This window comes from Natronosalvus amylolyticus (assembly GCF_024298845.1).
GTDB classification, from domain to species: Archaea; Halobacteriota; Halobacteria; order Halobacteriales; family Natrialbaceae; genus Natronosalvus; species Natronosalvus amylolyticus.
Genome location: NZ_CP101156.1, coordinates 2,744,076 through 2,756,750, shown reverse-complemented (window position 1 = coordinate 2,756,750; position 12,675 = coordinate 2,744,076). Strand labels below are relative to the sequence as shown.

Genomic DNA, 12,675 nt, shown 5'->3' with positions numbered 1-12,675 from the left:
TGCCGTTGAAACCGTCGTTGTCGGCCCTGACGGCCAGAATAGCTTCGACCCCGACACCCTCGAGATCGAGGCCGGAACGACCGTTCGGTTCACCTGGGACTCGAGCGGGCACAACGTTTCACCCGTCTCGATGCCCGACGGAGCCGACTGGGAGGGCGAGCCCTCGGTCTCCGACGCCGGGCACGAACACGAGCACACGTTCGAGGTTACTGGCCGCTACGAATACGTCTGTGACCCACACGAAGGAGCCGGAATGACCGGCGAGATTCACGTCGAGTAGGTCGTTAACTCCGGTGTCCGTGCTCCGTTGTGGTGTGCCGCGGCGCCACCCTCGTCTGTTGTGCTAAGTGGTTCGTCAAGCCTGAACATGGAAGCCGAACCGATAGCGGTTGTCGGGTTCGGCTTACACGTCATCGTTTGACGGAGTACTAAGACGGAGCCTTCTGGCCTCGTCTGTGCGTGACGGCAACGGGACGGTCACCGGTCCCCGAGGAGACGGCCACCGATCGCCGTGAAAGTACGACCCCCCGTTCGTTGGACCCTCGGCGGTAACATCCTCACCACGTTGCGTGTCTGTACAGACGAATATACTCGAGGCTGGGCTGTAACTCCTCGTGAACCGCCTCGGGGTCAAGTGGTTCGAGAGACGGAGTCTCTCGTCATCAAGCGAAACCATCGGTTTCGCGGACATCGCGAAGCTTTGCTTCGCTCAGTCACGGAAGACGCAGTCTTCCGAACGACCCCGAGGCACTCGGCCTGTCTTTTCTGTAGAAGTCCGTGCGAGGCCTTTATATGCGAGGACTCTGAATCTGCTGGTAATGAACTCCGACGAAACGATCCTCGCGGGCGAAAACAAATCCGAGGTGCGAAACGCGATGTACATCCTGATCGTCTGGATACTCGTCGTTATCATCGCTGGGCTGGCGCTAATTTTCTTCCGCGACAGCTTTAGCGGACTGTTTACGCTCCTCGGCCTGTTCTAGGCACTCTCAGCACGCACCATTCGTAGACGGACGCTCAGATAGATCAGGACGAACAGAAACGCGCCGGCAAACAGATACTCTCCCTCGAGCACTGCGAACGCGAGCGCGCCGCCGTTGAGCACGATTCCACCGAGATACAGCGGTACCAGCCGTGACATACAGGGAGGTTAGCGTGTGGGTTCGTTAACCCGTCGGCTCGAGCCACCGACGCCGGGTTGGCAAAACGAGGCTGTTTTGTGGACCCGGTGACCGTCTACGCCCATGCCTCGGAGCCTCGGGGTCACCGAAGCGATTCGTGAGGTGATCCCAGAGTGGTCTATTTCAGGGTTCGAATTGCTGGCCCTCCTCGGTGATATTCTCCTACTTATCCTCACTGTTGGGGCGTTGTTTCTCGCCGACGTGACCGGTGTCCTTCGCCCAGCGGAAAATGAGGAACGGTGCTGTTCGAACCGGACCATGTTCGTCATCGCAACTATCTTTGGTGGACTGGCGCTGGTGGTGCTGGTGAAAGCTGCGTTTTCAGCTCCGCGGCCACCCGAAACCCTGCACGCCGTTCCATCCAGCGAGTACGGCTTCCCCAGCGGGCACACGATGGCGGCGACGGTGACGTGGGGAGCGCTGGCGCTCTGGGTGCCACTGGCTACTCGGCGGACGCGAGTCGTACTGGCGTCGGCTTTCGTCCTGCTCGTTGGCCTCTCTCGGCTCGCCCTCGGCGTCCACTACCTCGTCGACGTAGTCGCCGCCGTTTCGTTTGGCGTCTTCTTTCTCGTCGTGATGGGCTGGGTCACTGACCGTCGTGCAGGTCCTGCCTTTGCCGTCGCCATCGCCATCGCCGCTCTCGCCGTGCTCGCCAGCGGTGGCTCGAGTCGCTCCCTTCTGGCACTCGTCGGAACGGTTAGTGCCCCGTTCGGTTGGTGGGTGCTCGAGCGAGCCGGTCGGCCGAGACAGCGTTCGTGAGCGACCGGTACGAAGCTATCGTGAGCGACCGATTTCGTCCATCGCCTCGAGCAACTGCGACATGCTGGAGGCACGGAGCAACGGCGGTGATGCGAGGAGTTCCTCACGAGTCCAGAACCGTGCGGCTGCGGCATCGTCACCGGCGACGACGGCTCCGGACGTGTGCGCCCTCGAGGTAGCATAGTTGAACGACACCATCGATTCGCCGTCGCTGAATTCGAGAAAGCCATCACCAATGAGCGTCAGATCCGCTGGCGAAACCGACACACCCGTTTCCTCCGCCAGTTCCCTCGCAGCCGCCGCTCGTGGCGATTCACCGGCATCGATGTGACCACCAGGGAGTGCCCACGCCCCTTCGTCACCGCCGTCTCCCATCTCGATGAGCAGGGCGCTGTCTCCGTCGATGACCGTTGCACGCGCCAGTGGGATGGGGTTACGGTACACCGTGAGCGTACAGTCGGTACAGAACGGGCGGGAACCGTCGGTAGTCTCTTTGCTGGTCAGTGACGCCCCACAAACGGGGCAGAAACTGACGTCAGCCTGTTCGATGGTCCAACCCATGTCGAGTACATTTTCAAGCGGTCGAAAATAGCTACTGGTGCGGTCACTCTCGTGGGCGACACTCGAGTCAACTCCCGCTCGATCCAGTGCCAGTACATATATACCCCTCGGCTGAATCGTCGGAAACGTGTCTCAACAAGCAACTGCGGACGGTCAATCAGATGGACTGCCCGTCAAGATTGGCGCTGCGGTCGGATTCGGCGCGTTCTTCGTCGGCTACATCCTGACGTACGTCCTCGCGACGGTCGATTCGGATCTCGATTTCGGCGGTGAAGAACACACGATGGAGTTGATCGGCTTGCTGTTTTATAACAGCCATTTCGTCGACGCGGAACTCTCGTTGGCTGGAGAGTCAGAAACGGTCAACCTGCTCTCCGAGGAGAGTACACAGATTCCCGAACTCGTGTACAACCTGGTTCCCGTACTCGTGCTCATCGGCGCCGGCTATCTGGTCGCCTCGAGGGCCGCCGCGCTGGCAACCGACGGCGACGCCGCCAAAGCCGGTGCGACGGTCGTCATCGGCTACCTGCCTGCGGCGGCGGTCGGGACGGCAATCTTCGAAATTAGCGAAGGGGAGGAGATGTTCAGGCTGACGGCTGCGCCGGACTTCACGATGGCAATCGTCCTCGCCGGTTTGGCGTTCCCGCTCGTTCTCGGAGCCGTTGGCGGCTATATCGCTCGACAGAGCTGATACTGCCGGACGAAGAGAATTCGCCGGACGGTAGCGGCGAACTCTTCTAGACCTGACAGTTCGGGAACACTCGAGGATCCACTAATCCAGTTATCTTGTCGATGAAGAGACCGGCCATGCTCCCGCCGATCACGATTGCCGCTCCCGCCTTTGCCGGGTTCCGAGTCGGTGGCTGATATCTCTGAACCGTCGCTAACGTCATACTGTCTCTACTAGTCGTCGTCTGAGTTTGTTAAATGTTAGCACGCATAATCAGGAGTGTGCACTCGAGGGACAACGCTCACGGTGACACCCGCCATACCCTGGAATATGAGTATCGGATCCGTCACCGCGATCCACATCGCTCCGGAACAGGGGAGCCCCGTCGAAGCCCGTGATACCGTCGAAGCCGTCCCCGACCGCGGCCTCGAGGGCGACCGCTACTTCCGGACGGCAGGAACGTTCGCCGATCGAGAGGGCAGCGACCTCACGCTCATCGAAGCCGAAGCGCTCGAGGGGGTCGAACGTGAGTACGATATCGAACTCGAACCGGGCGTCCACCGGCGGAATTTGACGACCGAGGGCGTCGCGCTCAACCACCTCGTCGACAGCGAGTTCCGTCTCGGCGAGGTTCGGTGTCGTGGTATCGAACTCTGTGAACCCTGTTCGTACCTCGAGTCACACCTCGAGAAACGCGGCATTCGCGAGGCGCTGGTCCACCGTGGCGGGCTCAGAGCGCGCATTCTCGAGGGTGGGACGATTCAGGTGGGCACGCCGCTCGAGATGGTCACCGACGGGTAGTCCCGTTGTGGAAAACGAGGGTCTTTGTTGAAATCGTGGCCCGGGGAGAGTTATCCCTATCCGTGCTGCAAACAGGGCGCGAATAAGGGACTCAGTAGCAGTCAATCAACGAGGTGCGTCGATTGGTTAGTATAGTTGGTCTTGTGACCAGACTATTTATTTCAGTAATGGTTCAATGATCAGTATGGACACAGAGACTGGTTTGTTACTCCGTGTTGGTCTGTATTTGGCGATATTTTGGCCGGTGGTCGGAGCTGCCATCTATTCCGATGCAAAGCGCAATAATATCTCGAATCCACAGATCATTGCGATGGCATACGGGGTATTGGGACCAATAGGGGCACTGTTTTATTGGGTTCGCTATAACTCCTCGAAAAACCAATCTGATCAGTAAAGATGCAGATCTACGTTTGGATGGGTTGCTGTGATTCAGTCGGGAACACGGAAACCGGGTGCTGCACTTATTCTCCATATTCAGCACTCAACTCTTGTCGTCTGTCGAGGATTTCAACAGCCAAACGAGGTCCGTTGTCCTTGTGGAAAACCCTCTCGAGTCAGGTAACAGTTACCCGAGTAGTACGGTTCTCGAAAACGCTCCGGAGTGGAAAGACATAGCGTTCTCGAGTCCTAAAATCCATCTATGAACGAGGAAGGCGTACAGGTACTGCTCGATCAGGACACCCTCGAGGCGCGGGTCGAGGCCGGCGAGGTTCCCGACTGGGTGGCTGCCCATTACGAGAGTTTTACCGAGGGGCTGCTCGGTACGCGAAACGACAGTCCGTTCCCGTGTTACTTCGGCGTCGAATCCGTCCGCAAGGGCTGGCCACTGTACACGGCCGTCGAGTCGATGACCGACCCCGACGCACTGTTCTCGCTGGGTGAGACCATCCTCGAGTATCTCGAGGTGTACGAAGACCACAGCGAACAGGCCTCCCTGGTCACCTTTTTCAAACCGCCTGAACGCGAGTTGAGCGAGCGAGAGTATCACGAAGCGCTCTGGCACATCTTGCAGGTGCTTCACGCCCACGACCCGGAACCCTGGCCAGCGGACATCCCCACGGACACGGACACGAACACCTGGGAGTTCTGCTTCGGCGGGGAGCCGATGTTTCCAACCTGTCGGGCCCCCTTCTACGACACCCGAAAGAGTCGCTACTGCCCCATCGGCCTCGAGATAACGTTCCAGCCGCGAGCCCTCTTCGACGGTATTACGGCCGACACGAAGGCCGGACAGCGCGCTCGCGAGGTGATTCAGGGTCGACTCGAGGACTACGACGGCGTCTGCCCCCACGCCGATATCGGCGACTGGGGTGTCGAAGGCGACCGCGAGTGGGTCCAGTACATGCTCTCATCTGACGAGAGTCAGTCACCAGACAGTTGCCCGATGCGAGTGACGCGCGAGCATCCGAAAGGCCCGGTCGTTATCGGCGATTGAGACGATCCCGTTCCAAAGTATCACTGCCAAACGAGCTACAGCGACCGGGCCGAGTTGAGCACGACCAGCGTACTACTCAACGCCATCGCAATCGCCGCGAGCAACGGGTTCAACAGCCCGAAAATCGCGAGCGGAATCGCGATGCCGTTGTAGACGAACGCCCAGGCCAGGTTCTGTCGAATCCGGCGATGGGTGCCACCCGCAATCGAAAACGTGTCGGCGACGCGCTCGAGGTCGTCGGCGACGATGACGGCGTCGGCGGCGTCGGTGGCGAGCTGGGTGCCACTACCGAGGGCGATACCCACGTCGGCGGCCGCGAGCGCGGGGGCGTCGTTGCTCCCATCGCCGACCATCGCGACGGTGCCCTGGCTGCGCAGTCGACGGACGGTCTCGGCTTTCGCTTCCGGTGGCACCCCGGCGAACACGCGGTCGACGCCCTCGACGTCGAAGCGGTCGGCAGCACCGCCCTCGTCGCCCGTAATAACCACGATTTCCCGGCCCTCACCGAGCGTTTCGACGGCCTCGAGCCAGTCCGCTCGCGGCGTGTCACCGACGACGATGACGCCTCGAGCGACCCCGTCCCAGCCGACAGCCACTGGCACGTCACCAGTGGCACGCGCACGTTCGATGGTGTCTTCGAGGTCGTTCGGGACGGACAGTCCGTTTGCCTCGAGATACGCGGGATGGCCGACGAAGACGCGCATCTCGGTGTCGGTGTTCTCGTCCGTCAGGACGCCGGAGACACCTCGGGTCGCGCGTTCGAAGTCGTCGGCGGCGACGGTTCCAGGCGTCTCAGTATCGCCGTCAGTGGTCGATTCCGCCGGCGGCAGTGAGCCACCGTCGGAGCGAACGGTGGATGCTCCACTCGCGGCTCGCTCGACGATGGCACCCGCAATCGGATGTTCGGAGAGGCGTTCGACGGCGGCGGCTCGCTCGAGGACGACGTCGGCATCTTCGCCGTTTGCCACGGTAATCGAGTCGACGGACATCGACCCTTCGGTGAGCGTCCCCGTCTTGTCCAGGGCGACGATATCGACGTCCGGAGCGTCCTCGAAAATCGTCTCGGCGGCGACGACGATGCCGCGTTTCGCTGCGGTCTGCACACCGGAGGCGATCGCCAGGGGGGTGGCCAGCCCCAGCGCACACGGGCAGGAGACGATCAGGACGGTAAGGCCGACGAGCAACGCTTCCGTGGGACTCGAGCCAGTGAGAAGCATGAGCGCGGCGACGGCCGTCGCGATGACGATCACCAGCGGGACGAAAATCGTCGCGAGTTTGTCGGCCAGTCGCTGGACGCCTGGACGCGAACTCTGTATTCGCCAGATGAGACCGACGAGTCGGTCGAGCGTACTCGCCGCGTCGGGGCCGACCTCGAAGACCAGGGGCGCATCCGTAACGACGGTGCCGCCACGAACCGGGTCGCCGGGAGCCTTTTCGACTGGCAGGGATTCACCCGTCATCAGCGATTCGTCGACGGCTGCGGCACCCTCGAGGACGGTCCCGTCCAGCGGAATCCGCTCGCCGGGTCGCACTACTAACTGTTCACCGGGTTCGACCTCCTCGAGGGTGACCGTTTCGCCGGTGTCGTGGCGTCTCGCTTCGTCTACCTGCCCTTCGGTCAGGTCGCTCAGCAAGCCGGCCGCGCGGCGCTTGATCATCCCTTCGTAGTAGGTGCCGCCGGTGACGACGAGGATGATGGCCACGGAGACGTCGAAGTACAGGTCGGTTCGTCCCTCGAGCATCGCCAGCGTACTGTAGGCATACGAAGCGAGTGCCGCGAGGGCGACGAGCAAGTCCATGTTCGGCATCCGTGCCCGAAGGCTGACGTACGCCCCCCGAAGGATGGGAAAGCCGGTGTAAAATAGCACGAACGAGGTCATCAGCCAGATGTTCGCGAACACGTAGAGCTGATCGTAGTGACCGAACTCGACGACTGGGTCGAAGCCGAAGTACGTCGGATACAGAAAGAGCACGTACCACAGCATGACCATCATGCCGAACAGCCCACCACCCGCGAGGAACTTGACGGTCGCCTGGCCATCGTCATCCGTCTTCGAGCCGACGCCGCGTTCGCGGGCGGTATAGCCAGCACCGGTTAACGCGTCCCGGAGATCCTCGTCCTCGAGTGTTTCGTCGTCGTAGACCAGGCGAACGGTGTCGCTGGCGTAACTCGCCTCCGCCGCGTGCACTCCCTCCACGCTCGCCGCTCGTCCCTCGAGGAATGCCTCACAGGTCGCACAGTGCATCCCGTCGACGGTGAAGAACGCGTCTGCTCCCTCGATTGCGTCGAGGTCGACACCACCCTCGTCTTCGATGGCGTCGCGAATCGCTTCCTCCTCTTCGGCGTCGAGCGAGCCGAGGGTTCTCGTCACCTCGAGACAGCCCCGACAGCAAAACTCGCCGTCGACGTCTCCGTCGGTGACCGGCGGGCTCGGTAGCGGGAGTTCACAGAGCGAACAGCCGGTGGCTGCTTCCACGAGGTCTCCTGGTCCGGCGTCACCACTCTCGGCGTGTTGCTCATCCTCGAGTGAGGTTTTGTCGGTCATTGCTGGTTTTTGTCGGTCATTGCTGGTCCCCGTGAACGCGGTGATTCCCGTGAACGTATTGGGTATTGTAGACGGGGTCGCTCGCTAGAGCGGCTGGTAGAACGGAATATGCGGGTGTGGCAGATGAATCCCGTACAACATCAATCCGTGCTGCAGCGGGACGTAACCGAGCACCAGAAAGCCGGCTCCGAGTGCCCGATGCAGTCGCACTCGAGTGGCTGGCGAGAGCGACCCGAGCAGGGTCCCGTAGGCAAACAGCGTCGGAATCGTTCCCAGACCCAGCGCGGCCAGTGAGAGGGCACCGCGGACGGGATCACCGAGGGCGAACGCGTACAGGTACGCTGGGTAGATGATCGGACACGGGAGCAACCCGTGGATGGCACCCAGTCCGACGATACCGGGGGAGTTCGCCAGTCGGTCGATACGTCCCGTCAGGAGCCGTGAGAGCCAGCCGAAGACCGTGCCGATGATCGGTATCCCGTGTGGGATTCCTGGCTGGCCCCGGAGGTAGTACAACCCGCTCGCGATGATGGCGATCCCGACGAGAATGCCGGTTGCGCCCCGAATCGAGTTGCCGATATCGGCGACCGCGCCAGCCGACGTGAACGCGAGCGCGCCGAGGAGGCCGAACAGGCCCCCGAGAAGCGCATAACTCCCGGCACGTCCCAGGTTGAACAGGGCGTGTTGTCGGACCTCTCTGGTCGTCAGCGTCGTCTCTCGGCGGCCGCTGCTGGAACTCGAGTCACTCGCTTTACGCATTCGGTCGGCGTAGGTCGTCACCAGCGGCCCACACATGCCGAGACAGTGGGCACCTGCGAGGACGCCGATGAGCAAAAAGACCAGCAAGTCGACGTTCGCCGCCGTCACGCTCGTGCCGTGATCGTGAGTTGTCGCGACGACGTCCTGAATACCCCACTCAGGTGCTATCGCTCCTGGCCAGTGGATGCCAGCTGTTGCAAAGAGAGGATTCACGGCTTCCGGTTCAGTGACCGTGGCCCTCGTCGGCGTGGTGCGGGCCGACCGAAACAGGCCCCGTAGCTACGTACAGCGCTGCCACGATGATGAGGACGTTGATGACCGTGATAACACCGGCAGATCCCGCCCGTCCGAAGCCGTACCAGAGCGCGGGAACGATGGCCAGCAGGCCGACCATGATGGCCCACCGAACCGGCAGTCCGTCGATACTCATGCTGGTGTCTGGGGGCCAGATGTACTTAAATCATCAACCCATTCCCACAGCGTGGGAAGGGATAAAATCTTGAGGGTCGACCCCTCATTAGCGGATACCATGTCATCAGACGCGGACGCACTGGAACGACACATCGGTCACGACGAGTTCGATCCCGTCGGGACCCTTGCGCTGATCGGAATCTACTTTCTGATCCTCGTGTTGATGTGGTTGTTCATGTACTTCGTCGAGTTCCTCGGCAACGACCTAACAGTGGTGGGGATGATATGAATATTCACAACTACGAAAAGTTGTGGCTCATCGCCGCCATGTTACTAATTATTGGTTTCATCGTTACCATCACGTATGGATCGGTCGGCCTCGGTATCGCCATGATCGACGACTCCGAAGAGACGATCGATCCGAACGCTCTCGAGGACCACGAGCGATTCGGTGATCTGGGCGTCCACCAGACCGGTGATGGAGAGTACGACGTCAACATCCGGGCCTACCAGTTCAACTTCGAACCCGGCTCCTCCGCACTCGGCGTTCACGATCCGATCGTCGTTCCCGAAAACAGTGAGGTCACACTGTACGTCACCAGTCCCGACGTTATTCACAGCTTCAGCGTCGTCGGCACGAACGCGAACACGATGGTCGTTCCTGGTGAGATATCGACGATGACCGTGGAGTTCAACGAAGTCAGAGAGTACGGTATCCTCTGTAACGAGTACTGTGGCTCCGGCCACCACGGGATGGAAGGCGTCCTCAAGGTCGTTCCTGAAGACGAGTTCCACCTATTCTCGATCGCTGACGTGGACGCACCCGAGTCCGCCGAAGCCGGTGATGAACTCGAGATCACCGCAACGGTCGACAACGATGCACTCGACGCTGACACCGCCACAGTCACGCTCGAGGTCGGTGAGGAAACCGTCGAAAACGAACTCGACGTCGACGCAGAATCGAGCGCCAGCACGACCTTCACCGTCGACACGAGCGAACTCGACCTCGAGGACGCTGCCGATATCGACTGGACGGTAACCGTCGAAGACGGCTCCGAAGCGACGCTCGAAGACGGGTCGGCAAGCGGGTCGATCGCTCTCGAGACTGACGACGATAATGACGAAAGCGATGGAGGTGACCAATGAGCGCGTACATAGACCAGTTCCCTGAAGAAGCGAAGGTGATTCGATCGGCGTTTTACGCGTCGTTCTTCGCGCTCGCGCTGGGGGCGGCGTTCGGGCTGATTCAGACGCTCCATCGGACCGATTTCGTCCGTGTCATCCCGGCCGAGATGTATTACACCGTGTTGACTGCCCACGGCGTCCTGATGGTGGTGACGTTCACGATATTCTTCCTCGTCGCCATCTTTACGTGGGCGGTGACGACGAGTCTCGATCGCGGTGTCGAAGACATCCGTTTCACCTGGTCGTGGTACGGCCTGATGACGCTTGGAACGGCGTTCGCCGCAATCGCGATTCTCGCCGGCTTCACCGACCGGACCGAGATAAGTGCGGACGTTCTCTTTACGTTCTACGCGCCGTTGCAGGCTCATCCCATGTTTTACGTCGGACTGGTCCTGTTCGTCATCGGTACCTGGCTCGCCGGGGCTGACTGGTTCCGCTCGTGGTGGGCCTGGAAACAGGAGAACCCCGACGAGCGAATCCCACTACCGACGTTCATGGTCCTGACGACGATGATCATGTGGTATCTCGCGACACTCGGAGTTGCCACCTCAATCATCGCGTTCCTCCTTCCATGGTCGCTCGGTCTTATCGATACCGTCAACCCGACGCTGACCAGAACCCTGTTCTGGTTCTGGGGCCACCCGGTCGTGTACTTCTGGCTGATGCCGGCGTACATGATGTGGTACATCATGCTGCCAAAGTTCTCCGGTGGTCGTCTGTTCAGTGACCCGCTTGCTCGCGTCGTCTTCGTGTTGTTCTTGCTCCTCTCGACCCCGGTCGGGATTCACCACCAGTATCTCGACCCCGGTATCGCGGAGGGCTTCAAATTCATTGCGATGACCAACACCATGTTCTTGCTCCTGCCCAGCTTGCTGACGGCGTTCACCGTCGTCGCGAGTATGGAGCACGGCGCACGCCAACGCGGGGGTGAAGGCTACTTCGGGTGGTTGGGCGCGCTCCCGTGGCGTGACCCGGTCTTCACCGGGATGGCACTCGCCGGACTGATGTTCGCCGCCGGTGGCTTCTCCGGGATGATCAACGCCGGGATGAACATCAACTACCTCGTCCACAACTCGCTGTGGGTGCCTGGCCACTTCCACCTCACCGTGGGGACCGCAGTGGCACTGACGTTCATGGCCGTCTCCTACTACTTCATCCCACAGGTGACCGGCCGACGCCTCGCCAGCAAACAGATCGCCCTCGTACAGGTCGTCATGTGGTTCGTCGGGATGACCTTCATGTCGAACGCCATGCACCGCGGTGGCTTGCTCGGTATGCCGCGGCGAACCGCCGAACCCGAGTACGCCGGGTTCCAATTCGAGACGGCAATCGGCACCGTCGGCGAACTCAACGCCCAGATCGCACTCGGTGGCGTTTTGCTCACACTATCGACACTCCTGTTCATCGTCAACATGTCGATCACAGCGCTGAACGACCGCGACGACGACCTCCCATCTAACACCATCCCGGAGCCACTCTCCGGCCCCAACGAGGCCCCACTCGTCCTCGACAACCTCAAACTCTGGACGGCTATCGCAGTCGTCCTCGTCATCTTCGCGTACTCCCTCCCGCTCGGGAGCATCATCGAGCGCGGTGGTCTCTTCGGCCCCGGTGGCGACGCGTTCCCGATGTTCCTCGAGTTTGCCGATTCGATCGTCTTCGCCTTCGTCGGCGAGACGCTCTCGGCACTGGTATCGAGTCTGCTCGAGACGCTGCGAACTGTCGTTTAGGGCCGAATCGTCTGTAGCGACGAACGCTGTGACCCTCCCTTTTTTCTCGCAGTTTGTGGACACCCCGCTCGAGGCTGCGAATTTTGGTTCTGTATACCGTCGGACAGATGCTTTGCTATACTGTCACCGGGGGCCTCCGGTGAATCTATCAAGCGTTCTGTCTGACGGTATAATTCGTTCCAGTTCGGGGCTTTCCCATCGCGTGGGAATGTGCTGTATCGTTCTTATCTATAGCAGTGGTATATACGAGTATGACTCAGACACAACTCATCGGTCGTTCGTTCGTCGCTGCTCCGGAGGTGAGCCACTGATGCGTATCTCGAGAGGAGCACTCCTGGTCGTACTCGCGTTCAGCATCCCAATCCTCATCGAGTTGCGGACGGTGTTGGGTTTCTTCAACATCGAACTCTCGCTGACGGCGACGATGCTGATCGGGGCTGCCGTGCTCGGCCTCATCGTCTTCTGGGCGACGTTCCCCGAGCGGAATCAGAGTAACGCAACAGCGTGAGCTTTCTCCTTGTATTCTGTAACTACTCCCACAACTGAACTCGAGGCCGTCTCTTCGAAACTCTGTAGACGACGTTCGATATTTTCATGCCGGTTCTAATCACTCCGGATAGTGTACTATCTTGGTATC

General features: G+C 60.6%; 15 protein-coding genes and 1 pseudogene. 10 read left to right on the top strand and 6 right to left on the bottom strand.

The features are described 5' to 3' along the window. Positions 1-28: 28 nt before the first annotated feature. Positions 29-280, top strand: a pseudogene (locus NLK60_RS19705) (plastocyanin/azurin family copper-binding protein); the annotation flags it as partial. Between the two features lie 538 nt (positions 281-818). Further along, positions 819-983, top strand: coding sequence for a hypothetical protein (locus NLK60_RS12925; protein ID WP_254808189.1), 165 nt, complete (start codon positions 819-821; stop codon positions 981-983). Here the strand turns inward: NLK60_RS12925 and NLK60_RS12920 are convergent. After that, positions 980-1,141: a hypothetical protein gene (locus NLK60_RS12920; RefSeq protein WP_254808188.1), complete on the bottom strand. Its 162-nt coding sequence runs from the start codon at positions 1,139-1,141 to the stop codon at positions 980-982. The two genes, NLK60_RS12925 and NLK60_RS12920, sit on opposite strands and share 4 nt — an antisense overlap. A 103-nt stretch (positions 1,142-1,244) precedes the next feature. On the opposite strand from NLK60_RS12920, the gene NLK60_RS12915 reads away from it, so the two are divergent. Next, positions 1,245-1,940, top strand: a complete 696-nt coding sequence (locus tag NLK60_RS12915) for a phosphatase PAP2 family protein (RefSeq protein ID WP_254808187.1) — start codon at positions 1,245-1,247, stop codon at positions 1,938-1,940. A 15-nt stretch (positions 1,941-1,955) separates the two neighbouring features. Here NLK60_RS12915 and NLK60_RS12910 read toward each other — a convergent pair whose 3' ends face one another. Beyond that, a complete protein-coding gene (locus NLK60_RS12910) occupies positions 1,956-2,501 on the bottom strand; it encodes an NUDIX hydrolase (protein WP_254808186.1) in 546 nt (181 codons plus the stop codon). A gap of 127 nt (positions 2,502-2,628) precedes the next feature. Between NLK60_RS12910 and NLK60_RS12905 the strand changes: the two genes are divergently transcribed. Further along, positions 2,629-3,192, top strand: a complete 564-nt coding sequence (locus tag NLK60_RS12905; RefSeq protein WP_254808185.1) for a DUF7978 family protein — start codon at positions 2,629-2,631, stop codon at positions 3,190-3,192. Between the two features lie 46 nt (positions 3,193-3,238). Here the strand turns inward: NLK60_RS12905 and NLK60_RS12900 are convergent, their stop codons facing one another. Beyond that, complete coding sequence (locus NLK60_RS12900) at positions 3,239-3,394, bottom strand: hypothetical protein (protein WP_254808184.1); 156 nt, start codon at positions 3,392-3,394, stop codon at positions 3,239-3,241. Between the two features lie 107 nt (positions 3,395-3,501). Here NLK60_RS12900 and NLK60_RS12895 point away from each other — a divergent pair, with 107 nt between their 5' ends. Then, entirely contained in the window at positions 3,502-3,972 is a 471-nt protein-coding gene (locus NLK60_RS12895) for an MOSC domain-containing protein (RefSeq protein WP_254808183.1), read from the top strand. Positions 3,973-4,612: 640 nt separating this feature from the next. Continuing rightward, on the top strand, positions 4,613-5,407 hold the full coding sequence (locus tag NLK60_RS12890) for a YqcI/YcgG family protein (RefSeq protein WP_254808182.1): 795 nt from the start codon (positions 4,613-4,615) through the stop codon (positions 5,405-5,407). Positions 5,408-5,442: 35 nt separating this feature from the next. Here the strand turns inward: NLK60_RS12890 and NLK60_RS12885 are convergent, their stop codons facing one another. The 3 genes from NLK60_RS12885 to NLK60_RS12875 all read right to left on the bottom strand — a co-directional run bounded on the left by NLK60_RS12885 (position 5,443) and on the right by NLK60_RS12875 (position 9,142). Next, complete coding sequence (locus NLK60_RS12885) at positions 5,443-7,953, bottom strand: heavy metal translocating P-type ATPase (RefSeq protein WP_254808181.1); 2,511 nt, start codon at positions 7,951-7,953, stop codon at positions 5,443-5,445. 84 nt (positions 7,954-8,037) lie between these two features. Continuing rightward, a complete protein-coding gene (locus NLK60_RS12880) occupies positions 8,038-8,862 on the bottom strand; it encodes a sulfite exporter TauE/SafE family protein (RefSeq protein WP_254810484.1) in 825 nt (274 codons plus the stop codon). A 73-nt stretch (positions 8,863-8,935) separates the two neighbouring features. Further along, positions 8,936-9,142 (bottom strand): DUF8131 family protein, encoded by a 207-nt coding sequence (locus NLK60_RS12875; RefSeq protein ID WP_254808180.1) that lies wholly within the window; start codon positions 9,140-9,142, stop codon positions 8,936-8,938. Between the two features lie 99 nt (positions 9,143-9,241). Between NLK60_RS12875 and NLK60_RS12870 the strand changes: the two genes are divergently transcribed. The 4 genes from NLK60_RS12870 to NLK60_RS12855 all read left to right on the top strand — a co-directional run bounded on the left by NLK60_RS12870 (position 9,242) and on the right by NLK60_RS12855 (position 12,546). Next, entirely contained in the window at positions 9,242-9,412 is a 171-nt protein-coding gene (locus tag NLK60_RS12870; RefSeq protein WP_254808179.1) for a hypothetical protein, read from the top strand. Then, positions 9,409-10,269: a cytochrome c oxidase subunit II gene (locus NLK60_RS12865; protein WP_254808178.1), complete on the top strand. Its 861-nt coding sequence runs from the start codon at positions 9,409-9,411 to the stop codon at positions 10,267-10,269. The genes NLK60_RS12870 and NLK60_RS12865 overlap by 4 nt, the downstream gene beginning before the upstream one ends. Then, positions 10,266-12,038: a b(o/a)3-type cytochrome-c oxidase subunit 1 gene (locus tag NLK60_RS12860; protein ID WP_254808177.1), complete on the top strand. Its 1,773-nt coding sequence runs from the start codon at positions 10,266-10,268 to the stop codon at positions 12,036-12,038. Before NLK60_RS12865 ends, NLK60_RS12860 begins: the two co-directional genes overlap by 4 nt. Positions 12,039-12,348: 310 nt before the next feature. Then, positions 12,349-12,546 carry a CbaC protein gene (locus tag NLK60_RS12855; protein WP_254808176.1) on the top strand — a complete coding sequence of 66 codons (198 nt, stop codon included), beginning with the start codon at positions 12,349-12,351 and terminating at the stop codon, positions 12,544-12,546. Positions 12,547-12,675 lie beyond the last annotated feature (129 nt).